This is a genomic window from Ancylobacter sp. GW821-FHT10E12, assembly GCF_058809335.1.
The window spans coordinates 94,662-115,658 of sequence record NZ_JBXASN010000012.1; the positions used below are offsets into that span (position 1 = coordinate 94,662).

Sequence of the window (20,997 nt, forward strand, 5' to 3'; positions counted from 1 at the left end):
GCGATATCGGCGAGGCTCCCCGCAGTTAACCGAGGAGCCGCACATGCTGAACCCTGACACCCTCCTGACCATCGGCGAGGTCGCCGAGCGCACCCGCCTTTCCAAGCCGACCATCTACAAGATGGTGCGGCGCGGGGACTTTCCCCGCCAGCTCCACCTCTCCGCCAACAAGGTCGCTTGGCTGGAGCGCGAGGTCGCCGCTTGGGTCGCCGGGCGCGCCGAGGCGCGGCGCGCCTGAGCAACAACGGATCGCGGGCCGGACGGGGTTTCGCCGCCCTGCCGGCAGCGGTAGCGTACGCAATTGGACTATGAAACCGCGCCGGCTGGCTGGGACGTGCCGCGCGCGGGGAGCGCCCGATGCAGGGCGCGGGGCAACCCAGCGGGCGCGCTTGCGCCGACGCCCTGTCGCCAACCGGCCGCCTGCCTCTGGCGGCCCCCTTGGTGAAAGTCCATGGACCAGAAGACGATTGACGCAATCGCCGAGGCGGTCGCCGCGCGCATCCTGCCGCGCTGGCGCGTCCCGGTGACGCCCGAGTACCTGACCACCGAGCAGGTTTCCCAGATGACCGGCATCTCGCCCAAGGCGCTCGAGGAGTACCGCGCCACCGGAGCCGGTGCGCCCTTCCTGAAGGTCGGCCGGGCTGTCCGCTACCGCGCCGCTGACGTGCGTGCGTGGATGGAGGCGATGGCGTGATGGAGGAGGAGATGAGGGGGACCGCCCCCGACGCCGCTGGGACGGCCGCCGGGGGCGAGAAGGAGAGCTTCGGTCACCACCTTAGCACCCCTAAGGTAGTGGCCTCCGCTGTCCCGGTCGAGGGCGAAGGCTTGGCGCCGAAGCCGGACATTGATGCGTCCGTGCGGTTCCTCCGGGCGTGGCGTGCCGATGGACCATGGGTGCTGACGGCGATCATCCCGGATGGTTCGACCGAGACCAAGACCTTCTCGCCCGAGCGGGAGTCCGAGATGCGTGCGTGGCTCGTGCGGTGGGCCGGCAAGCGGAACCTCTACTTCATGGTCAATGATGCCTTCCGACCGCTCACCAAGAAGGCTAAAAAGGCGGACATCGCCGCCGCACGTGCCCTGCATGTCGATGTCGACCCCCGGCACGGCGAGCCGCTCGACAGGGAGCGAGAGCGTGCCGAGCGCCTGCTGCGTGCGTACGATCCGCCGCCCAGCATCATCATCGACAGCGGCGGCGGCTTTCAGGCCTTCTGGCTGCTTGCCGAGGCGGTGCCGCTGCCGGGCGAGACCGGAGACGAGGAGCGGCACCTGCCGGTCGAGCGCCGCAACCTTGCGATTGAGGTCGCGTTGCAGGCTGACGCTTGCCACAACATTGACCGCATCATGCGTCTGCCGGGCACTATCAACGTCCCCGGCGACAAGAAGCGCGAGAAGGGCCGAAAGCCGGCGCTCGCCCGCGTCGTGGCCGAGGACTGGGGCCGCCGGTACCGGCTGGAGGAATTCCCGGCCACGCCGGGATCGCCAGCCGGCAGTGCCCGCTCGACAGCGGGCGGCGCGCCGGGCCGCGTCGAGATTTCCGGCGACCTGCCCCGGCTCGACAGCCTCGACGATCTGCCAGCGGCGGTTTCGACCCGCACCAAGGCGCTGATCCAGAACGGCGACGATCCCGACGACCCGACCCGGTATCCCTCGCGGTCCGAGGCGCTGTTCGCCGTGCTGACCGAGATGGTGCGGGCCGGCTGCACCGACGACCAGATGGCGGCGGTGATCCTCGATCCCGACTTTGTCATCTCCGGCCATGTCCTCGACCAACCGAAGCCGCAGCGGTATGCGGCGCGGCAGATCGAACGGGCGCGCGAGGTCGCCCACGAGCCCGAGCTGGCCGAGCTGAACCTCCGCCATGTCGTCCTCATGAACGAGCAGGGGAAGACGCGGGTGCTGGAGTTCGTGCCGGCGCCCAGCGGGATGAAGGGCGAGCTTCGCAACGTCGTGACGCTCCAGAGCTTCGACGACTTCCGAAACCGATACATGAACCGGCAGGTGGAGGTCGCGAGGGACAAGGAGGGAAACCCGGTGCGGAAGCCGCTCGGCGAGGCGTGGCTCCGGTGGCCGCACCGCCGCCAGAGCCACTCGCTCGTCTTCGCGCCCGGCGAGGGCGAGGAGGTTGGCGAGCAGATGAACCTGTGGCGCGGCTTCGGTGTCGTGCCGAAGGCCGGCGGGTGGCCGCTGATGCGCGCGCACATCCACGACGTGCTCGCCGGTGGCGACGAGGCTGCGGCCGAGTACATCGTGCGGTGGGCCGCCTTCGCCGTCCAGCAGCCGGCGGTGCCGGCCGAGGTCGCGCTGGTTTTCCGGGGCAGGAAGGGCACCGGCAAGGGCCTGTTCGCCCGGGCGATGGCGGGGATGTTCGGCCAGCATGGCCTGCACATCGGCGGTGGCCGGCTGCTGACCAGCCGGTTTAACCTCCACCTGCGCGACTGCTGCCTGCTTTTTGCCGATGAGGTGGAGTGGCGCGGCGACCGCGAGGCCGAGGCGGCGCTGAAGCTGATGGTGACGGAGCCAACGCTCCAGATCGAGGGAAAGGGCACCAACTCCTTCCAGTCGCCGAACCACCTCCACATCGTGATGTCGAGCAACGAGGACTGGGTGGTGCCGGCCTCCATTGACGAGCGCCGCTTCGCCGCGTTCTCGGTGTCCGACGCCCGGAAGGGGGACAAGGCCTACTTCTCCGCCCTCGTTGAGGAAATGGAGAATGGCGGGCTGGCGGCGATGTTGCACGACCTGCTGGCGATGGACCTCGACGGCTGGCACCCGCGCTGGAACGTCCCGCAGACCGGCGAGCTGATGGCCCAGAAGATGGCGAGCCTGAGCGGCGCGGCGGCGGTGGTGCATGAGCTGCTGATGCGTGGCGAGACGCCGCCGGTCGAGCGCGAGGACGGTCGGTGGCCGACGCTGCATGATGGGCAGCGCGTGTTCCTGCCGATTGGCGACCTGCTGACATGGGCGGTCGCGCGGCGGTTGGTGAGCGAGGTGAAGCCGGGCCTGAGCGAGCGGATCGCCCATGAGCTGAAGCAGGCAGGCGGCGAGGCCGGCCGTGTGCGCGTGCATAGCAGGCAGGCGCGGGGGTGGTGGATGCCGCCCCTGCCCGAGGCGCGGCGGAGCTGGGCGCAGGCTCGCGGGCTGGTGGTCGAGTGGGGCGAGGACGGCGTGGCGGCTTGGGACGTCGTGTGCCTGCCGGGCGATGACGTCCCGTTCTAGGCGTCTCGCTGCTCGAACCGTCTCGCGACCGTCTCGGCGCTAAGTGTCTGGTGCCGTGGAAGAAAAGTGGTTCGCGAGACGGTTAGACGGTTAGCCGGGGGTTCCCGCTTTCCCGGTGCCGGGCACCCGAGGGGCGGCCGAGCGGCGGCTTGCCCACGGCTCCGGCACCGGGACGCTTTCTGCCGTCTAACCGTCTAACCGTCTTATAGAAGAAGAAAGAGTAAGGCGAGCAAGAGGTTAGGGGCGAGACGGTTCCGAGACGGTTCTCCCGCCCGGTCGGAAACCGTCTCGCGGTTCCCTCGCCGATGTCTTTGGGCATAGTGCCACGCAACACCACGCATCGACCTGCCAAAAAGGGCGCGCCGGCCGGCCGTTGGTGCCTGCCGGATGGCAGCCGGGGCCTCGGCAACAAGATCGGCGGCCAGCCGCCCCGAAAACCCCCTCGCGGTGACCTCGCCGGAAGCCAGCGTTTCCAAGGCTGAATCGGTCCCTTCTGGGCGCCCCGCAAACGGTCGTTTCCGGGGTAGACGGATACCACCACTCCACGCTACGTTCCGCTCGATATACAACCCCTGATTGAGATGAGAAATGGAGAGCCACTTGAGAGCCTTTGCCCCGACCGCCCTCGCGCTCCTCCTCGCCGGCTGTGCCCACGCGCAGCCGGTGAAGGTGACGCCCCCGCCCACGCACATCTCGGCGACACAGGCGCGGGGCCTCGCCCTGCTCGCCGACCTGCGCGCCCGGGAGCGTGCCTCCGCCGAGACTGTGATCGTCGTCCACCGCTGCGGCCGGGCGAGCCCGTCCCGCCGCCCTGCCTGCCGCCCCCTCTGAGAAATGGAGAACCACACCATGACCTTCGCCACCATCGACCCCGCCACCCTGTCCATCGCCTTCCACCCGACCGCCACCGCCGCCGAGCAGGCGGCCGTTGACCTCGGCCTGTTATGGATCGGCGGCGAAGATGACCTGTCGCCCCTCTCCGGGCCGCAGCTTGTCGCCCTGTACAATGCCGCCAGCGCCGAGCCGGTGAAGCGGTTCGCCGACGTGAAGGCGGGCCGCCGCCGCGTCTGGGCCGCCATCGCCACCCTCGGGCAGGCCCGCGCTGCCGAGGCCGAGGAGCGCGACCGCCGCGAGGCAGCAATCGACCGCCTCGTGCGCCCGGCCCTCGCCAAGAAGCCCACCACCACCAAGCGCCCGCGCGGCATGAACCTCGCGGCCAAGGCCGAGGCCAAGCCCTGCCGGGCCGGCACCAAGCAGGCGCTCTTGGTCGACCTCCTCTGGCGGCCCGAGGGTGCGAGCCTGACCGAGCTGCTGCGCCACCTCCACCCGTGGCGGGTCGCCACCGTCCGCTCGGGCCTGTCCTGGGACATGCACCACCTGAAGGGCTACGGCATCCGCACGACCTTTGAGGACGGCTTCCAGCGGTGGCTCGCCTGCGACTGGGAGGGCGCCGGGACGTTTGGCGCGATGATGGATGAGCTCGGCCGCCGCCACGGCTCGCAGCACCCGGACGAGTTCCCCGCCGACCAGCGGGACGCCATCCGCGCCGAGGCCATCCAGTCCTTCGGCTTCGACCCCGCGCAGATGATCCCGGTCTACCACCTCGTGCTGCCGGCCGGGCTGGACGCGCCCATCCCGCATGAGGGCGGCGGCCACATCGTCGACAAGATGCAGCAGTTTGCGCCGGGCGACGGCGAGCCGGTCTGGCACTGGGGGCGCAAGTGAGCCCCCGCCGCCGCGCCGCGATCTACGCCCGGGTGAGCACCGGCGACCAGACGGCCGATAACCAGCTCCTCCGGCTCCGGGATGTGGCGTCCCGCGCCGGCTGGGCCGTCGTCCACGAGTATGTCGAGACGGCATCCGGCGCCAGCTCTGTGCGCCCGGGGCTGGACCGGCTGATGCGGGACGCCGCCCGCCGCCGCTTCGACATCGTGATGGCGTGGGACGTCTCCCGCCTCGGGCGCTCCCTCCATGACCTCGTTGGGCTGTTCGAGGCGCTCCGCTCGCTCGGCTGCGACCTGTTCCTTGAGCAGCAGGCCCTCGACACCTCGACGCCCGCCGGGCGCGCGCTGCTCCAGATGTCGGGCGTGTTCGCCGAGTTCGAGCGGGCGATGATCGTCGAGCGGACCTGCGCCGGCCTCGCCCGCGCCCGCTCCGCCGGCACCCGGCTCGGGCGCCCGCCCGCGCCCGACACCGTCGCCACCGCGATCCGTGGCCTGCGCGCCCGGGGGCTGGGCGTGAACGCCATCGCCCGTGAGCTGCACTGCGGGAAGGGCCTCGCCCACCGCATCTGCCAAGAGTTTGACGCCGAGCAACAGGAGGCTCCACCGTGACCGACCATCCCCAGAAGGCCAAGCCGCCGCTCCCCGCCCGCCTTGAGATGCCGCCCGAGGGCACCGGAGGCCGATCCAAGTGGGTGGTGACAGAGCATGGCCTCGCCCTTGTCGAGGAGCTGGCCGGCCGGGGTTGCAGCGTTGCGACCATCGCCCGCGCCCTCGGCATGGGCCACGGCGCCTTCGTGCGCTGCCGCCGTGAGCAGCCGGAGGTGGACGAGGCATTCCAGCAGGGGCTCGCCCGCGAGCACGACGCGCTGGTGGACAACCTCCGCCGGGCGTCCGATGAGGGCAACATCGTCGCCGGCATCTTCCTGCTGAAGGCCCGCCACGGATACCGCGAGGGCGAGGCGGCGGCCGGCACCAACAATGTGCAGGTGAACATAAACCTGCCGGCGGCGATGTCGCCCGAGGACTACAACAAGATGATCGACGCGAAGCCCGATCCCGACACCGAGTAGGGCAACAACGATCCGCGCGGGCGGGGCATTGGCGGCAGCAATATAGTACCGCCATGCTCCCCGGCGCCGGCACCATCGACATCGCCCCGACCCCCTTCCAGCAGCGGGTGCTCTCGCTGCCGCAGGAGTGGGACCTCCTCCTCGACGGTGGGCGCGGTGGCGGCAAGACCTACGCTGTGATCCTTGAGGTGTTCCGCCGCGCCGAGCGGTGGGGCGCACAGTCCCGCACCCTCGTGACCCGCCAGACCCAGGGCGCGCTGTCGGAGCTGGAGCACGAATTGCTCTCGGTGTTCCGGCTGCGCTTCGGCTCGGGCGTCCGCCACAACGCCGCCGAGCACATATTCCGGTTGCCGAACGGCGCCTACATCGAGATGCGCCACCTTGAGACGATGAAGGACCTCCTGCCGCTACAGGGCAAGAGCTTCGACTGCATTGTCGCCGAGGAGGTGGGCCAGTACGCTGACCTCTCGCTGTTCGACTTCCTCCGGGGATGCCTGCGCTCGGCCGCCGGCATCCCGACCCGGATGATTATGACCGCCAACCCGGGCGGCCCGGGGCACGCGGTGATCGCCAAGCGGTACATCTTCCGCCGGCCGGCGTGGCGCCCGGTCGAGGACCCGATATCGGGCCGCACCTATGTGCGCTGCCCGTCCAAGCTGACCGACAACCCGCGCCTGCCGGCGGAGTATGAGAAGCAGCTCGCCGCCGTCGCCAAGGTTGACCCCGGCCTGGCGCAGGCATGGATAGATGGTGACTGGACCGCCATCGCCGGTGACTACTTCGGCGGCGTGTTCGATGAGGCGCGGAACGTCGTTGCGCCGCCCGACCCGCTGGACCGGCCGTTCTCCCGCCCGGTGAACTGGGCGATACGGTTCTCGTGCGACTGGGGCACCACCGCGCCGGCCGTCGTCCTGTTCGCGGCCATCTCCCCGGGTGCCTACATCGGCAGTACATTCATGCCCAAGGGGTCGTTCTTCCTGTTCGATGAGGTCCACACCGCATACGAGGATGACCTGAACCGGGGGACCCGCGCGCCGGTGTCCGAGGTGGCCGGCGACATCCGCGACCGGCTCGCCCATTGGGGCATCCCCGCCCGCCGGGCGAGCGGCATCCTCGACTGCGCGCAGTTCGCCTCGCAGGCCATGGACCAGGCCGACGTCGCCACGCTGTTCCGCCGCGAGGGGGTTTTCTTCTGGCCCTCTGTGAAGGGGCGCCGGACGGCCCGGCTGCCGAAGCTGCGCGAGCTGATGCGTGATGCCGGAGATGGCGTGCGGCCGGGGCTCTACGTCTCGGCGCGCTGTGCCTACTTCCTAAACACCGTGCCATACCTCGGCCGCTCGCACCGCAACCCCGAGGACTGCCAGACCGATGGTCCCGACCACGCGCTGGACGCCTGCTCCTACCTCGTCTCTACCGACCCGCCCCGCCTTGAGCGCAGGGTGATGTAGGAGCAGATCAGTTCGCTCGCTAGTTTCGATTTAAACCCATCTCGCGACTTTGAAGTTTGCTCTTCCACGTATCTTCAAGGCTCAAAATCGCTACAATTGTCGCAGACGATCCAACGACCTCAAGTATTGAAACCATATAGTCCGAGGGCTCTCGACTCTTGAGGCCGATATTACCTCCATGGGCATTGGAAGCATACTCCATCCACCGGCCAAAGAACCCTTCATTGCCGGTGGCTGAACCAACATACTGTTCACGGGTACGCGGGCATGTCAGCAGGTAGACGCCGCGTGCCGCTGTTAATGCGGTCCGCCATCCTGCTGGAAAACTTGCTACTCGCGAGAGCGGCTCTCGGAGATGCAGGTATCCCGGAAATTCGGGTTCAGAGAACCGTCGCCGAACCTCCAAAATCCTTTTGTTCTGACGGTTGGCATACTGCACCCATGACCGGGTGCCCGCACCCCAATCTATGACAAGGCGTCCGCAAAGGTCGTCCAGTCGTGCGTCATGTTCCAAATGGTAGAGGTCAATCGTCCCGACCTCGTCAACTCCACTGGCGTGGACCCGTGGGTATGGCGTCTCGTTCTTGCTCCGATACTTTGCCTGCCACATGCCGGCGAAAAGCGTATCTTGCTCAGGAGTTACGACGAATACCGCCCACGTCGCATCGCTCAGGGCTAGATTGCGCCCGTTCTGCGCCGACTGGTAGGCCATGAAGTCGTCCGGCGCGTCTCGCCACAGGTCATATGGCGTCCGCCCTTTGTCGGCGCTCTTGTCTCGGTGTCGGATGAGCCGGACTGCTCCCAAGTCGAAGCCGGCTGCGGACAAAAGGGTGTTTAACATCATTGGCATGACGCCACAGCAATCAGATGCCAACAGTCTTTGCAACCGGAAAACACGACATTTTTGTACCAAATTCTTCGCACCAACGACTAGCACTCGCCCAACGCCAAGCCTCCACCTAGAGTTGTCCGCACATCCGGGGCGGTGGCGTCCCCGACACGCGCATGGCGGCGCGCCTCGGCCCGGCAACCCTCTTGATGGAGAGCCCCATGGCCGACGACACCACCCCCTCGCTACAGCATGAAGCACCCCCGACGCTCCCGGCGCCGGGCAAGTTCCTTGGCGTGCCTGAGCTGGCCGAGGCTGCCACCACCGCCCTTGGCCTTGAGGAGCGGCACCGCCGGCTGATCGACCGGCTGGAGGCCGCCATCGCCAAGGAGGCCGAGAACGCCGCCGAGAGCGCGCGCCGCGCTGGCTTCGGCCGGGCGGAGGCCGAGAATGCCGGGAAGCGGATGGGCGCCAAGGCCCGCACCGATGTCCGCGCCGCCAGCGAGGAGGACCGCTACACCATCCTGCGCGCCCTCGACGCCCTCGGCACCGGCCTTGGTGCCTCCGATGCGCTCTGGGCCTCGCCGACCATTGCGCTCGCCCGCCACGGCCTCGGTGACGCCCGCCGCACCAACATCGTCGCCCAGCTCTCCGGTGCCGGCCCGGCCGAGCTGAAGACGGCCGCCGTGCTCGCCATCTCGACCAGCGACACGGTGCTCGGCGCCGCCGTCGCCGCGCTCCTTGACCGCACGCCGCGCCGCGAGCGCACGGCCTCGCCGGCCGAGCTGGCCGAGCGGCTGGTTGGTGAGGAGACGCGGCGGGCGCAGGCCGCCATCCTGACCGTCCGGCAGGCCCAGCAGCGCGCCATGAATGCCGACCGCGAGTTCGCGTCCGGCCGCCGCAACGGCGCGGCCCGGATCGGCGCCGCGCTCGCCCAGCGCGACATTGACGCGCTTGCCGCGAAGGAGGCGTGACGATGACGCGCGCTGAACTGGCCGAGACTGACCGGCGGATTGCCGAGGGCTACGGCGCCGTCCTCGGCGAGGACCTCCGCCTTGCACACCTCGCCCTTCTCGCTTGGGCCGGGAGCCGCGACCGCTGGCCGGAGCCGGCTGATGTGGTCCGGTTTGCCCGCTGCTACGGCGTGCCGGCCGCGCCGCTCGGCGCCATGTTCGGGCTGATGTCGAGGCGAGTGGGTCGGCGGGTCGCTTGGATCCAGTCGCCACCGTCCGGCCGGCTGGGCGAGTTCTCCCGCCAGCAGGTTGTTGCCTACGGCTTCTTCCTCGCCAGCATGTCGCTTTGCAGCCGCGAGCGGACGGTGCATTGAATGAGGGGCGGCGGCTACAGGCCGCCGCGCTCGCCCTCTACTGAATCAGATCGCAATTGGCTTTGTTGAATTTTGTCTTCGCATTCGCCTCCCAAATATTGAAATCGAATGCCTTTCCAACAGCATCTTTTGTAATATCTATTTCGCTACTGTATTGAGCCAGCATCCATATTGACCCAAGTGCAAAGTCTGTACTTGGTATATCAGATGTCAAATAAAAATAAATTGGTACAGATTTTACGTCTACTTCGTCTACTTTCTTCTGTGATAGGGCGTCGAAATATTTCTTTCCAAGTTCGTATCCTAGCCTGAATAGCCGCTCACCTTGCTCCTTGTTTTTTGAGTAGCTAGCGACCGAGGCGCACTCGAAGGCTGCCCATGAACGCCGCGCCATCGCCGCGTACTCCTTCGACGATTGCGCAAGGGCCGGCTGGGCCACCAAGGCCAAGGCCGGGAGGAGAGCCAGAAAACGCATTGCCTTAACCGCCAATGGGTGAACGCGAGGGATAGCGGTAAATCTGGCATGGCAGGCTGCGGCGTGGCGAGAGAAAAGGCTGCCCAAAAACGAGAGAAGGGCGCCCCGTTCCCGGGGCGCCCTTCCATTCAGAACAGCCGGGCGAACCAAGCGACCACCGAAGCCACCGCCGGGTGAATGGTACACCCCACGACGAGACGGTAAGTGCTCGACGCTCCCGACCGGCTGGCTTCGACACAGACAAATGCGATCACTCGCATCCTCCTGTATCTCCCCACGAGGGTCCCTTTCGGTAGCCGCCTTCGTGGTGGTTAGGCCAACAGTGGGGGTTCTGCTGTTTTATGCCTACGAGATGCCCCCGAACCGCTGCGGCTATTTCGTTACCTCTACCGAGATGGGGAGGTTGCTGCAGTGGCGCAAGGGGCCGCCGAGAGGTTTTTTGCTACGCCGCCTCCAGTGGGCGCTCCGGCACCGGGATCGGCCACTCGGCCCAGCACAGGTGCGTCCCGCGCCCGGCGCCGTGCTTGGCGATGACGCTAGTTCGCCGCCTCTGCCCTCCTGAACTGGTGTGATGGGCCTCCAACTGCCGGTGCGCTTTGCTCGCGCCAGATCGATGGCCACTCCGGCCGGAGACGTGACCCGGCGCCGACAGCGCCGAACAACATGGTTGTTTGAAAATGTACGTGAACAAGGCGATTGACGCGGTCCTCCGGGACCGTGACGACCAGCCCGACTTCTTCCGGGCTGCTGTTGAGCTCCGGCACATCGCCGGGCTCGTGGAGCGGGGGCGGGTGGAGCGGATTGGCACCCGCACGGGGGCCATCTTCTTGGCCCTTGTGGACCTGATGGCCGACGCCGCCGCGACCTGCGAGGAGGGCGAGGAGGACTTCGACATGCCCGCCGAACTGATGACCTGCGTGGAGCGGTTCCTCCTGAAGGCGCGGCGCCGCGAGGAGAATGCCGAGGACGAGGAGGCCCTTGCGCTGATCGACGCGGCCGTGAACGCGGTGGGTGCTCTCGGGACCTACTGGGAGGAGCGCCCTGACGAGGACGAAGCGGCTCTCCAGAACTTCGACGAGCAGGTGGAGCACGCGCGGGCGCTGGTCGCCCAAGCAGACAGGATGGCCGCCGCCTGAACCGTCCCGATGAAGACCAGCCCCGCCGGAGCGATCCGGCGGGGTTTCCCTTGTTCCCTATTTGTTCCTGTGCTGTAGTGGGTGCCCAAGAGGAGCAACCACCATGGCCGAGCCCGACCGAGCGCCGCCTCCGGCGCCTGAGCCGATTTCCGACGCTGATGTTGACGAGGCCGTCGCCGCCTGCGGTGGCGACCCGCGCGCCACCGTCCGTGCCCTCCTGATAGGGCAGCAGTTCCTTGAGGCCGCGCTTGGCGAGGCGCGGCGGGAGGCGAGCTGGGGATATGTCCGTGGCCGGCCGTCTCGGCGCCCGCGTGAGGAGGCGTGACGGAAATGGCGAGGCGGACGCAGAGCACCTGTCGGCAGCGGAGGCCGAGGAGATGCAGCGCGAGCTTCGCGCGTTCCGGCAATCCGTCTGCCGCTGGGCATCCAAGGTCCCGGTCGGCACGACGGCCTACCTTGGCTGCGACATCCTGAACCACGCGCTGATTCTGATGGACATGCAGCTTAACGCGGCGATCCATGATGCTGCGTATGAGCGCCCGGCCGGCTTCGGCGGGCTTGATTCGTGAATCGCGCGCCGCGCCGTTACCCGAAGATACCCGGCGAGACGCGCGGCGCGGCAGCGGTCGCCGCTACCCCAGGAGTTACCCCGGAGCCGTCCGCCGGCCTGTGAATTTCCGCTAAGTCCTTGAAATCGATGGTGGGCGATACAGGGATTGAACCTGCGACCCCTCCCGTGTGAAGGGAGTGCTCTCCCGCTGAGCTAATCGCCCGCCGCCATCAAGGTGGCGGGATTTACTGGGTCCACCCGACAGGTGTCAAGCGGCGTGAGCGCTTCTTCCACGCCTCAGCCGCGCGCCAGCAGCCGCGCCACCGCTTCCGGCAGCAGGTCGAAGTGACCGATCAGCACGTCGCCGCCCAGTTCGGCGGCCGGCACGTCGGTATAGCCGAACGGCACGACGATGGAGGGAACGCGGGCATTCTTCGCCGTCGTCACGTCGGTGAGGCTGTCGCCGACCATCACCGCCAGCGCCGGATCGCCGCCCGCCTCGCGGATGGTGCCGATGAGATGGCCGGCATCCGGCTTGTGGACCGCGAACGTGTCCGCCCCGGCAATGACGGCAAAGCGATCGGCGAGCTCCAGCCGCTCCAGCAGCCGGCGCGACAGCCATTCCAGCTTGTTGGTGCATACCGCCAGCACATGGCCCTGCGCCGAGAGATGGTCCAGCGCGTCGAGAAGGCCGGGGAACGGGCGCGATTCGTCGGCGATATGGTCGGCATAATGGTCGAGGAAGCGCAGATAGAGATGCTCCAGCTGCTCCTCGTCCAGCACCATGCCGGCCGCATCCAGCCCGCGCAGCACCAGCGCCCGTGCCCCGGCGCCGATCATCTTGCGGGTCTCCTCGCGCGGCAGCGGCGCCGCGCCGGCCTCGCGCAGCACGATGTCGAGCGTGTTGAGCAGGTCGGGCGCGGTGTCGACCAGCGTGCCGTCGAGATCGAAGGCGATGACGGCCGGACGGGAGGCGGACGGCGCGGCGGAGGTCATGGGGCGGCTTTCCGGTGGACGGCCTGGCGAAATCGACCTGGCGAAGACGGTCTGGCGAAATCGGCGGGCACGGGATGCAACATGCCTACAATCCTGCCGCTTTCCCTGTCCAGCTTGACCGTGCCTCGGCGACGGTGCGCCGCACGTGCCGCGATGCTATTGAGGCGACGCATTCGGGAGAGACCCTATGACGACGATGCGATTCCCTGCCTTCCTGCGCCGGACTGCTTTTTCGGCCGCGCTCGGCCTTCCGGCGGCCGTACTGGCAGGCGGGCTCGCGCTGGCGCAGACGCCGCCGGCCACCCCGCCCGCCGGCACCTCCTCGGCGCCCGCCGCCGCGGGCGGCAGCGACGGTCCCTATGTGTTCGGCTCCCCGCCCTCGGTTCAGGCCAACCGGCTCTATTCGGTGAACACGCGTACCGGCGAGGTTTCCGCCTGCCAGTTCGAGCGGCCGGAAGGCAGCGTCATCGGCGTCACCAAGTGCTTCCCGCGCGACGCCAGCGCCGGCCCCGGCGAGCCCGGCACCTATGACATGGTCTCCACCCGCTATTCCGGCGAAACCGGCGTGTTCCGCGTCAACGTGAAGACCGGCGCGATGAGCGTCTGCTATGTGCGCGACATGCCCAAGGAGGGCGGCGGGGTGGAAGCCTCGGTCGTGTGCACCGCGTCCGCGCGCTGAAATGCGCGGACCGACGGCGGGACGGCACGCGCTTATTCCCCCGGCGCGGGCTTGTTCCGGCTGGATTTCGGAGGTAGGCAGCGTGTCCACTATGCCGGGAGCGTCCACGTGTCCGATGTCGAAACCCTGAAGCGTCAGGCCGCTGCGCTGGCGCTGGAATCCGTGCGCGGCGGAATGAAGCTCGGCCTCGGCACGGGCTCCACCGCCAAGCATTTCGTCGAGCTGCTCGCCGAGCGCGTCGCCGAGGGGCTCGACGTGGTCGGCGTGCCGACCTCGGAGCAGACGCGCGCGCTGGCCGAGAAGCTCGGCGTGCCGCTCGGCACGCTCGACGACCATCCGGTGCTCGACCTCGTCGTCGACGGTGCCGACGAGGTCGGGCCGGGCCTCGCCCTCGTCAAGGGCGGCGGCGGAGCGCTGCTGCGCGAGAAGATCGTCGCGGCGGCCTCGCGCGAGATGATCGTCATCGCCGACGCCTCCAAGCTGGTGAAGACGCTCGGCGCCTTCCCGCTGCCGATCGAGGTGGTGGATTTCGGCGTCGCCGCGATCCGGCGCGGCATCGCCACCGCCGCCCGCGCCGCCGGCTGCCAGGGCGTGCTCACGCTGCGCCGCACCGCCGACGGTCATGTTTTCGTCACCGATCAGGGCCACCTGATCCTCGATGCCGCCTTTGGCGCGATCCCGGATCCGGCGGCGCTGGCCGCCGGGCTGGCGGACGTGCCGGGCGTTGTGGAACACGGCCTCTTCATAAATCTGGCGAGCCGCGTCATCCTCGCGAGCCCCGCCGGCGCGACCACCATCAACCGCGCCGAATCATGAGCGTCAGGGAGATTTGAATGAACGTTCCGTTTTCAGGACGTCGCGCGGCCGGGTTCGGGATTGTCGGCGCGTCGTTGGTCGCGCTGGCACTGACGGCGGCAGGGGGCGCCGCGCCGGCCTTCGCCCAGACCAAGCCCTTCACCATGGCCCAGACCGCCCCGGCCGCGACTCCCGCGGCGCCGAGCCCGGAGCGCATGAAGCTCGCCAACGAGCTGCTGGTGGCGAATGGCGAGGCCAGCAGCTTCGATTCGATCATCCCCACCATCATCGAGCAGGCGGCCGGCAGCTTCGTGCAGGCCAACCCGGACCTGATCCGCGACCTGCGCGACGTGGCGACGTCGCTGGTGCCGGAATATGAGGCCCGCCGCTCGGAGATCACCGCCATCCTCGCCCGCACCTATGCGGCGCAGTTCACCGAGGCGGAGCTCACCGAGCTGCTGACCTTCTATCGCTCGCCCACCGGACGCAAGCTGGTGGCCCAGCGCCAGGAACTGCTCGACGACGGGCTGAAGGGCATCCAGACCTGGAGCGCCAAGTTCGCGCAGGAGATCGAGGGCCGGGTGCGCGCGGAGATGAAGAAGCGCGGCTTCACCATCTGACCTCGCGTCGGGCGGATCGAGGGCGGGTGCGCGCGGGCGCGGCGACGGCCCGCCTAACGCCTTCGGACGTCGTCCTTTTCCGCGTCGCAGCGTCACGCGAACGTCAACCATGCGTTTGCGATTGCCCGGCATAATGACGGCGATGTTCCGTCGGCGTCGCCTCCGTTGCGCGGCAAAGCCGGGATGCACGGACGCGTGTGCGCCCGTTTGGGCTGTCCATTCCTATGGGGCATATGATGGGACTGAAGACTTTCGCCGCCGCGGCGATCCTGGCCGGTTCGGCCATGCTGGCGGCGGCACCGGCCATGGCGCTCGACAATGCCTTTCTCGGCATCTTCCCCAGGCCGTTCGATTTCGGCGTCGGCCCGAAATCGGGCTATGGGGCCTCCTCGCCGATCCGGCGGCAGACCGTGGCCTATAATGGCAGGTACCAGCCGGGCACCATCGTCATCAATACCGGCGAGCGGCGGCTCTATCTCATCCAGCCGGACGGTACGGCGCTGAAATACGGCATCGGCGTCGGCCGCGACGGCTTCCGCTGGTCGGGCACCAAGACCATTACCCGCAAGGCCGAATGGCCCGGCTGGACGCCGCCGCCGCAGATGCTGAAGCGCCGGCCGGAGCTGCCGCGCTACATGCCCGGCGGCATCGACAACCCGCTCGGCGCCCGCGCCATGTATCTCGGCTCCTCGCTCTACCGCATCCACGGGTCGAACGAGCCCGAGACCATCGGCCACGCGGTCTCCTCCGGCTGCTTCCGCATGACCAACGAGGACGTCGCCGACCTCTACGAGCGCGTCAGGGTCGGCACCACCGTCTACGTGCTGCAGAACTGAGCCGCCGGGCGGCTCCTGCGAACCGGGTGCCGGCCTCGAGGCCGGCGCCCGTCATCGGCACGTTCAGTGCTGATCGGCGCGCTCAGTGCCGGCGCACCGTGCCCGCCGGGTCGCGCGACAGGTTCTTGGCGGCGAGCTGCTGGAGATAGCTCTTCCAGCGCTCCTCGTGCTCGACGCCGAGCCGGTGCAGCGTCTCCCAGGTGAAGATGCCGGTGGAATGCGTGTCGTCGAACAGCAGGCGCACGGCATAGTGACCGACCGGCAGCACCTCCTGGATGCGCACCTCGCGCTTGCCGTCCACCAGCTTGCGGTCGGCGGGCGAATGGCCCTGCACCTCGGCGGACGGGCTCTCGACGCGCAGATATTCGGCCGGCAGGTCGAAGCTCGCGCCGTCCTCGAAGCTGACGGTCAGGGTGCGGCGGTCCTTGTGGACGCGCAGCTCGGTCGGCCACGCGGTGGACGAGGCGTTGGGCGCGGGTTCGGTCACGGGCGGTTCCTCTCGGGTGTCGCCTTTCACATAAGCGAGGGTGCGGGCGCCGCCAAGCCCGTCACATCCGCGTGCGATGCGGCAAAATCGAGTGATATCAGCGATCAAGCGATAGGGGTGGCCGACTTGGCACGGAGGCTCCGAGCCAATAGATAAGGGGGGTGCCCCGCATTGCCGGAGCCGTCACGGGAGCTTGCGCCTTGGCCTCAGCCAGCGAACATCGCATCGACCTCGCCTTGCGGGACGTTCCGCGGGCGCCGCTCGTCGACACGTTCGGCCGGGCCGTCACCTATCTGCGCGTCTCGGTGACCGACCGCTGCGACTTCCGCTGCGTGTACTGCATGGCCGAGCATATGACCTTCCTGCCGAAGCCGGAGCTGCTGACGCTGGAGGAACTCGACCGCATGTGCTCCGCCTTCGTGGTGCGCGGCGTGAAGAAGCTGCGCCTCACCGGCGGCGAGCCGCTGGTGCGGCGGGACGTGATGACGCTGTTCCGCTCGCTGTCGCGCCATCTCGACACCGGCGCGCTGGAAGAACTGACCCTCACCACCAATGGCTCGCAGCTCGCCAGATTCGCCTCCGAGCTCGCCGCCTGCGGCGTGAAGCGCATCAACGTCTCGCTCGACACGCTGGATCCGCAACGTTTTCGCGCGCTCACCCGCTGGGGCGACCTCGGCAAGGTGATGGCCGGCATCGACGCGGCGCAGGCCGCCGGCATCAAGGTGAAGCTCAACGCCGTCGCCCTGCGCGGCGAGAACGAGGACGAGATCCCCGGCCTCATCGAATGGGCGCACGGGCGCGGCATGGACGTCTCGCTCATCGAGGTGATGCCGCTCGGCGATACCGGGGCGGAGCGGCTCGACCAGTACCTGCCGCTCTCCACCGTGCGCGCCCGGCTGGAGCAGCGCTGGAGCCTCACCGACATCGCCTACCGCACCGGCGGGCCGGCGCGCTATGTCTCCATCGCCGAGACCGGCGGGCGGCTCGGCTTCATCACCCCGCTGACGCATAATTTCTGCGAGGGCTGCAACCGGGTGCGCGTCACCTGCACCGGCACGCTCTACATGTGCCTCGGCCAGGAGGATGCGGCGGACCTGCGCGCGCCGCTGCGCGCCTCGGAGAGCGACGAGAGCCTGCATGTCGCGCTCGACGACGCCATCTTCCGCAAGCCCAAGGGTCACGATTTCGTCATCGACCGCCCCGGCCGTCCGCCGGCGCTTCGTCGTCACATGAGCGTGACCGGCGGCTGATTTTCCGCTCCCGCGCCGCCTGCATGGCTGCATCGCGTGAGATGATATTGCTGCATTGCAACAGCATGTGCATTTGTGAGAGCGGTCCTTACTGCTAGGTAACGGCCGAATCCACCGCTTCAGCTTACGCGAGTCCCCCATGCAGCTGCCGCTGTTGGCCTTGGCCATGGCCTCTTTCGGCATTGGCACCACCGAGTTCGTCATCATGGGCCTGCTGCCCGAGGTGGCGGCCGATCTCGGCGTGACCATCCCCGCCGCCGGCCTGCTGGTCACCGGCTACGCCATGGGCGTGGTCATCGGCGCGCCGATCGTCGCCATCATCACCAACGCCCTGCCGCGCAAGGCGACGCTGATCGGCCTGTCGGCGATGTTCGTGCTCGGCAATTTCCTGTGCGCCGTCGCCCCGGACTACTGGACGCTGATGGGCGCGCGCGTCGTCACCGCCTTCTGCCACGGCGCCTTCTTCGGCATCGGCGCGGTGGTGGCGGCGAGCCTGGTGCCGCCCAGGCAGCGGGCGAGCGCCATCGCGCTGATGTTCGCGGGGCTGACGCTGGCAAACGTGCTCGGCGTGCCGCTCGGCACCGCGCTCGGCCAGGCGCTGGGCTGGCGCTCCACCTTCTGGGCGGTGGTGCTGATCGGCATGCTGGCGGTCGCCGCCATCGCGGTGTGGCTGCCGTCGAACATCCCGCACACCAGCGGCAACATCATCCGCGAATTCGGGGTGCTGAAGCGCCCGCAGGTGCTGTTCGCCATGGGCATGAGCGTGCTCGCCTCGGCGAGCCTGTTCACCGTCTTCACCTATATCGCCCCGCTGCTGCGCGACGTGACCGGGTTGACGCCGCACGCCGTCACCATCGTGCTGCTGCTGTTCGGGGTGGGCATCACCATCGGCAACATCCTCGGCGGCAAGCTGGCCGACTGGAAGCTGATGCCCTCGCTGATGGGCATCTTCGTCGGCCTCGCGCTGGTGCTGGTGGTGCTGGTGTTCGCCAGCGCCCATGAGATGCCGGCCATCGTCACCGTCTTCGTCTGGGGCATCCTCGTCTTCGCGGTGGTGGCGCCGATCCAGATGCGGGTGGTGGACAGCGCGGTCGGCGCGCCCAACCTCGCCTCGACGCTGAACCAGGGCGCGTTCAATTTCGGCAACGCCTCCGGCGCCTGGATCGGCGGCGCGGCGCTCACGCTCGGCATCGACTACGCGTCGCTGCCCTGGGTCGGCGCGGTGATCGCGCTCGCCGCGCTGGCGTTGTGCGCCTGGTCCTACGCGCTGGAGCGCCGCGGCGCCCCGGTGGTGCATCAGCCCGCCGAGATCGACGATGCCGACACGCTGCCGGATGCCGTCGCCGCCGGTAAGGATTGCTGAACCACGCCCCTGCTATCTCGTCGATGGCGAGGGCCGGACGGCGCCGCCCCGCCGAGGCTTCCCCCGCTGCCCGATCCCGCTGCCCGCCTTCCCCGGCCATGTTCCATGTACGATACCAAAGCTAATCGACGCGGCATCCTCCTGATGGTCGCCGGCTCGGTGTTTTTCGCCGGCAACGATGCCTTCTCCAAGTTGGTGCTGGCGGGCCAGGGCCTGCCGCCCTCGCAGGTGATGGCGGTGCGCGGGCTGATCGCCGCGCTGATGCTGTGCACGCTGATGGCGTGGCGCGGCGAATTGCGCCAGCTGCGCCACATCGTCGACCCGCGCACCATGGCGCGCTCCTGGTCGGAGGTGACGAGCACCTTCGCCTTCATGACCGCCCTCACCGTAATGTCGATGGCCGACGCGGCGGCGATCGTGCAGATCGCGCCGCTGCTCACCGTGGTCGCCGCGGTGACGCTGCTCGGCTCCAGGCTGGGCTGGCAACGCTGGCTGTCGGTGGCGGTCGGCCTGGTCGGCGTCGGGCTGATCATCAAGCCGGGCGCCTCCGGCTTCGACCCGATCGCCCTCCTGCCGGTGTTCACCGCGCTGCTGATGACCTTCCGCGACTTCATCACCGGGCGCATCGGCCGGCATGTGCCGAATCTCGTCATCACCTGCGCCACCGCGGGCTGCGGCATGCTGCTCGGCTTCGTCGGCTCGGCCTTCGAGGAATGGAAGCCGCTCGACGCCACCACGCTGGTGCTGATCGTCGGCGGCAGCTGCACGCTGATCCTCGGCAACGCGCTGACCATCGCCGCCTTCCGCGGCACCGATCCGGCGCTGATCGCCCCGTTCCGCTACACGGCGGTGGTGTGCGCGGTGTTCCTCAGCGCCGTGCTGTTCGGCATGGTGCCGGACATCGTCTCGGTGGCCGGCATGGCGCTGATCGTCGCCGCCGGCATCTATACGGTGCGCGACAACAACCGCCCGCGCCTCGATCCGCCGACGCGACAGGCGGGTGCCGCCGAAGTGGAACGCGGCGCCGCCTGACGAGGGGCGCCGCTTCCGGCGACGGGCTATCCTCACCCGCGGGTGCGGGCGCGGATCATGTAGCCGTCATAGGGATATTCGCCGACCTGCCACCACAGATAGCCCTCGTTGCGGAAGGCGAGCATGGAGCCGTAGATCTCCCGGAACGCTTCGTTCCCGGCGGAGATCTCGGCCATCAGCTCGGTGTTGATCTTGTAGGCGGCGTCCATCACCTCGATGGGGAAGGCGCGCAGCTGCGCCCCGGCCGCCACCAGCCGGCGCAGTGCCGCCGGGTTGCCGGCGTCGTATTTCGCCAGCATGTCGGCATTGGCAGTGGCGCTCGCCGCCTTGAACACCGCCTGGTAGCTCGCCGGCAGCTTCTGCCACGCCTTCTCGTTGGCGATGAAATGGATGGTCGGGCCGCCCTCCCACCAGCCGGGATAATAGTAATAGGGCGCCACCCGCACGAAGCCGAGCTTCTCGTCGTCGACCGGGCCGACGAACTCCGCCGCGTCGATGGTGCCCTTCTCCAGCGCGGCATAGATGTCGCCCGAGGCAATGTTCTGCGGCACCAGGCCGAGCTTGGCCATCACCTGCCCGGCAAGGCCCGGCAGGCGCATCTTCAGGCCGCGAACATCGTCGACCGACTTGATCTCCTTGCGGAACCAGCCGCCCATCTGCGCCCCGGTATTGCCGCCGACGAAGCCGACGACGCCGTATTTCGCCAGGAACCCGTCCTGCAGCTGCTGCCCGCCGCCATGGTACATCCAGGCGGTCTGCATGCGGGCGTTCAGCCCGAACGGCAGGGTGGTGAAGGGGGCGAAGGCCGGGTCCTTGCCGATGTAGTAGTACAGCGCCGTCTGGGCGAGCTCGACCGTGCCGTTCTGCACCGCGTCGAAGGCCTGCAGGCCGGGCACGATCTCGCCGGGCGCGAAAATGTCGATCTGGAAGGCGCCGTCGGTGGCCTCCCTCGCATATCTGGACAGCAATTCGCTGGCGCCATACAGCGTGCCGAGCGCCTTCGAATAGCTGGAGGTCAGGCGCCAGCGCACGGTCGGCGCGGTCTGGGCGATGGCGGGAGCGGCGAGCGCGACGCCGGCGGTGGCGATGCCGGCGCCCTTCAGCAGGGCGCGGCGCTCGATCGGGCGGGTCATGGCGGTTTCCTTCGTTCTTGGGCGTGCC

General features: G+C 68.6%; 24 protein-coding genes and 1 tRNA gene. 19 read left to right on the plus strand and 6 right to left on the minus strand.

Features of this window, described 5'->3' with window-relative positions; translation table 11 throughout:
• Window positions 1-43 precede the first annotated feature (43 nt).
• The 8 genes from AC1RU4_RS17080 (at window position 44) to AC1RU4_RS17115 (ending at window position 7,461) form a co-directional block, all read left to right on the plus strand.
• Entirely contained in the window at window positions 44-238 is a 195-nt protein-coding gene (locus tag AC1RU4_RS17080; protein WP_492892318.1) for a helix-turn-helix transcriptional regulator, read from the plus strand.
• A 213-nt stretch (window positions 239-451) separates the two neighbouring features.
• Window positions 452-694, plus strand: a complete 243-nt coding sequence (locus AC1RU4_RS17085) for a helix-turn-helix transcriptional regulator (RefSeq protein ID WP_492892319.1) — start codon at window positions 452-454, stop codon at window positions 692-694.
• A 200-nt stretch (window positions 695-894) separates the two neighbouring features.
• On the plus strand, window positions 895-3,219 hold the full coding sequence (locus AC1RU4_RS17090; RefSeq protein ID WP_492892320.1) for a DUF5906 domain-containing protein: 2,325 nt from the start codon (window positions 895-897) through the stop codon (window positions 3,217-3,219).
• Window positions 3,220-3,819: 600 nt separating this feature from the next.
• On the plus strand, window positions 3,820-4,050 hold the full coding sequence (locus AC1RU4_RS17095) for a hypothetical protein (protein ID WP_492892321.1): 231 nt from the start codon (window positions 3,820-3,822) through the stop codon (window positions 4,048-4,050).
• 18 nt (window positions 4,051-4,068) lie between these two features.
• Window positions 4,069-4,944, plus strand: a complete 876-nt coding sequence (locus AC1RU4_RS17100) for a hypothetical protein (RefSeq protein WP_492892322.1) — start codon at window positions 4,069-4,071, stop codon at window positions 4,942-4,944.
• Window positions 4,941-5,552, plus strand: a complete 612-nt coding sequence (locus AC1RU4_RS17105; RefSeq protein WP_492892323.1) for a recombinase family protein — start codon at window positions 4,941-4,943, stop codon at window positions 5,550-5,552. Before AC1RU4_RS17100 ends, AC1RU4_RS17105 begins: the two co-directional genes overlap by 4 nt.
• The gene (locus AC1RU4_RS17110) at window positions 5,549-6,013 is read left to right on the plus strand and encodes a hypothetical protein (protein WP_492892324.1); all 465 of its coding nucleotides are present in this window, start codon (window positions 5,549-5,551) and stop codon (window positions 6,011-6,013) included. Before AC1RU4_RS17105 ends, AC1RU4_RS17110 begins: the two co-directional genes overlap by 4 nt.
• Before the next feature lie 53 nt (window positions 6,014-6,066).
• A complete protein-coding gene (locus tag AC1RU4_RS17115) occupies window positions 6,067-7,461 on the plus strand; it encodes a phage terminase large subunit (protein ID WP_492892325.1) in 1,395 nt (464 codons plus the stop codon).
• A 19-nt stretch (window positions 7,462-7,480) separates the two neighbouring features.
• Here the strand turns inward: AC1RU4_RS17115 and AC1RU4_RS17120 are convergent, their stop codons facing one another.
• The gene (locus tag AC1RU4_RS17120) at window positions 7,481-8,173 is read right to left on the minus strand and encodes a GIY-YIG nuclease family protein (RefSeq protein ID WP_492892326.1); all 693 of its coding nucleotides are present in this window, start codon (window positions 8,171-8,173) and stop codon (window positions 7,481-7,483) included.
• A 338-nt stretch (window positions 8,174-8,511) separates the two neighbouring features.
• On the opposite strand from AC1RU4_RS17120, the gene AC1RU4_RS17125 reads away from it, so the two are divergent.
• Window positions 8,512-9,264 (plus strand): hypothetical protein, encoded by a 753-nt coding sequence (locus tag AC1RU4_RS17125; RefSeq protein ID WP_492892327.1) that lies wholly within the window; start codon window positions 8,512-8,514, stop codon window positions 9,262-9,264.
• Window positions 9,265-9,266: 2 nt separating this feature from the next.
• A complete protein-coding gene (locus AC1RU4_RS17130; protein WP_492892328.1) occupies window positions 9,267-9,617 on the plus strand; it encodes a hypothetical protein in 351 nt (116 codons plus the stop codon).
• Window positions 9,618-9,654: 37 nt separating this feature from the next.
• Here AC1RU4_RS17130 and AC1RU4_RS17135 read toward each other — a convergent pair whose 3' ends face one another.
• Window positions 9,655-10,092 carry a hypothetical protein gene (locus tag AC1RU4_RS17135; protein ID WP_492892329.1) on the minus strand — a complete coding sequence of 146 codons (438 nt, stop codon included), beginning with the start codon at window positions 10,090-10,092 and terminating at the stop codon, window positions 9,655-9,657.
• 677 nt (window positions 10,093-10,769) lie between these two features.
• On the opposite strand from AC1RU4_RS17135, the gene AC1RU4_RS17140 reads away from it, so the two are divergent.
• Together AC1RU4_RS17140 and AC1RU4_RS17145 are read left to right on the plus strand one after the other, a co-directional pair.
• Window positions 10,770-11,228: a hypothetical protein gene (locus AC1RU4_RS17140; protein ID WP_492892330.1), complete on the plus strand. Its 459-nt coding sequence runs from the start codon at window positions 10,770-10,772 to the stop codon at window positions 11,226-11,228.
• Window positions 11,229-11,515: 287 nt separating this feature from the next.
• Complete coding sequence (locus AC1RU4_RS17145) at window positions 11,516-11,797, plus strand: hypothetical protein (RefSeq protein ID WP_492892331.1); 282 nt, start codon at window positions 11,516-11,518, stop codon at window positions 11,795-11,797.
• A gap of 129 nt (window positions 11,798-11,926) precedes the next feature.
• Here the strand turns inward: AC1RU4_RS17145 and AC1RU4_RS17150 are convergent.
• Together AC1RU4_RS17150 and AC1RU4_RS17155 are read right to left on the minus strand one after the other, a co-directional pair.
• Window positions 11,927-12,001, minus strand: a tRNA-Val gene (locus tag AC1RU4_RS17150).
• 74 nt (window positions 12,002-12,075) lie between these two features.
• A complete protein-coding gene (locus AC1RU4_RS17155; protein WP_492892332.1) occupies window positions 12,076-12,774 on the minus strand; it encodes an HAD-IA family hydrolase in 699 nt (232 codons plus the stop codon).
• Window positions 12,775-12,961: 187 nt separating this feature from the next.
• Between AC1RU4_RS17155 and AC1RU4_RS17160 the strand changes: the two genes are divergently transcribed.
• From AC1RU4_RS17160 to AC1RU4_RS17175, 4 genes are all read left to right on the plus strand, one after another.
• The gene (locus AC1RU4_RS17160) at window positions 12,962-13,453 is read left to right on the plus strand and encodes a hypothetical protein (protein ID WP_492892333.1); all 492 of its coding nucleotides are present in this window, start codon (window positions 12,962-12,964) and stop codon (window positions 13,451-13,453) included.
• 108 nt (window positions 13,454-13,561) lie between these two features.
• A complete protein-coding gene (gene rpiA, locus AC1RU4_RS17165) occupies window positions 13,562-14,269 on the plus strand; it encodes a ribose-5-phosphate isomerase RpiA (RefSeq protein WP_492892334.1) in 708 nt (235 codons plus the stop codon).
• Between the two features lie 17 nt (window positions 14,270-14,286).
• Entirely contained in the window at window positions 14,287-14,868 is a 582-nt protein-coding gene (locus AC1RU4_RS17170) for a DUF2059 domain-containing protein (protein ID WP_492892335.1), read from the plus strand.
• Window positions 14,869-15,101: 233 nt separating this feature from the next.
• Complete coding sequence (locus AC1RU4_RS17175; RefSeq protein WP_492892336.1) at window positions 15,102-15,704, plus strand: L,D-transpeptidase; 603 nt, start codon at window positions 15,102-15,104, stop codon at window positions 15,702-15,704.
• Between the two features lie 82 nt (window positions 15,705-15,786).
• Here AC1RU4_RS17175 and AC1RU4_RS17180 read toward each other — a convergent pair whose 3' ends face one another.
• Window positions 15,787-16,191 carry a gamma-butyrobetaine hydroxylase family protein gene (locus AC1RU4_RS17180; RefSeq protein ID WP_492892337.1) on the minus strand — a complete coding sequence of 135 codons (405 nt, stop codon included), beginning with the start codon at window positions 16,189-16,191 and terminating at the stop codon, window positions 15,787-15,789.
• Window positions 16,192-16,391: 200 nt separating this feature from the next.
• On the opposite strand from AC1RU4_RS17180, the gene moaA reads away from it, so the two are divergent.
• The 3 genes from moaA (at window position 16,392) to AC1RU4_RS17195 (ending at window position 19,836) form a co-directional block, all read left to right on the plus strand.
• Window positions 16,392-17,441 (plus strand): GTP 3',8-cyclase MoaA, encoded by a 1,050-nt coding sequence (gene moaA / locus AC1RU4_RS17185; protein WP_492892338.1) that lies wholly within the window; start codon window positions 16,392-16,394, stop codon window positions 17,439-17,441.
• Window positions 17,442-17,580: 139 nt separating this feature from the next.
• On the plus strand, window positions 17,581-18,804 hold the full coding sequence (locus tag AC1RU4_RS17190; RefSeq protein ID WP_492892339.1) for an MFS transporter: 1,224 nt from the start codon (window positions 17,581-17,583) through the stop codon (window positions 18,802-18,804).
• A 105-nt stretch (window positions 18,805-18,909) separates the two neighbouring features.
• Window positions 18,910-19,836, plus strand: a complete 927-nt coding sequence (locus AC1RU4_RS17195; RefSeq protein ID WP_492892340.1) for a DMT family transporter — start codon at window positions 18,910-18,912, stop codon at window positions 19,834-19,836.
• Between the two features lie 32 nt (window positions 19,837-19,868).
• Here AC1RU4_RS17195 and AC1RU4_RS17200 read toward each other — a convergent pair whose 3' ends face one another.
• Window positions 19,869-20,957, minus strand: coding sequence for a TRAP transporter substrate-binding protein (locus AC1RU4_RS17200; RefSeq protein ID WP_492892406.1), 1,089 nt, complete (start codon window positions 20,955-20,957; stop codon window positions 19,869-19,871).
• Window positions 20,958-20,997 lie beyond the last annotated feature (40 nt).

Bases quoted from the DNA above. Each gene is read 5' to 3' on its own strand.
- AC1RU4_RS17080 (WP_492892318.1), top strand. From the start codon at position 44: ATGCTGAACCCTGACACCCTCCTGACCATCGGCGAGGTCGCCGAGCGC.
- AC1RU4_RS17085 (WP_492892319.1), top strand. From the start codon at position 452: ATGGACCAGAAGACGATTGACGCAATCGCCGAGGCGGTCGCCGCGCGC.
- AC1RU4_RS17100 (WP_492892322.1), top strand. From the start codon at position 4,069: ATGACCTTCGCCACCATCGACCCCGCCACCCTGTCCATCGCCTTCCAC.
- AC1RU4_RS17115 (WP_492892325.1), top strand. From the start codon at position 6,067: ATGCTCCCCGGCGCCGGCACCATCGACATCGCCCCGACCCCCTTCCAG.
- AC1RU4_RS17120 (WP_492892326.1), bottom strand. From the start codon at position 8,173: ATGGCCTACCAGTCGGCGCAGAACGGGCGCAATCTAGCCCTGAGCGAT.
- AC1RU4_RS17125 (WP_492892327.1), top strand. From the start codon at position 8,512: ATGGCCGACGACACCACCCCCTCGCTACAGCATGAAGCACCCCCGACG.
- AC1RU4_RS17130 (WP_492892328.1), top strand. From the start codon at position 9,267: ATGACGCGCGCTGAACTGGCCGAGACTGACCGGCGGATTGCCGAGGGC.
- AC1RU4_RS17135 (WP_492892329.1), bottom strand. From the start codon at position 10,092: ATGCGTTTTCTGGCTCTCCTCCCGGCCTTGGCCTTGGTGGCCCAGCCG.
- AC1RU4_RS17140 (WP_492892330.1), top strand. From the start codon at position 10,770: ATGTACGTGAACAAGGCGATTGACGCGGTCCTCCGGGACCGTGACGAC.
- AC1RU4_RS17155 (WP_492892332.1), bottom strand. From the start codon at position 12,774: ATGACCTCCGCCGCGCCGTCCGCCTCCCGTCCGGCCGTCATCGCCTTC.
- AC1RU4_RS17160 (WP_492892333.1), top strand. From the start codon at position 12,962: ATGACGACGATGCGATTCCCTGCCTTCCTGCGCCGGACTGCTTTTTCG.
- AC1RU4_RS17170 (WP_492892335.1), top strand. From the start codon at position 14,287: ATGAACGTTCCGTTTTCAGGACGTCGCGCGGCCGGGTTCGGGATTGTC.
- AC1RU4_RS17175 (WP_492892336.1), top strand. From the start codon at position 15,102: ATGATGGGACTGAAGACTTTCGCCGCCGCGGCGATCCTGGCCGGTTCG.
- AC1RU4_RS17190 (WP_492892339.1), top strand. From the start codon at position 17,581: ATGCAGCTGCCGCTGTTGGCCTTGGCCATGGCCTCTTTCGGCATTGGC.
- AC1RU4_RS17195 (WP_492892340.1), top strand. From the start codon at position 18,910: ATGTACGATACCAAAGCTAATCGACGCGGCATCCTCCTGATGGTCGCC.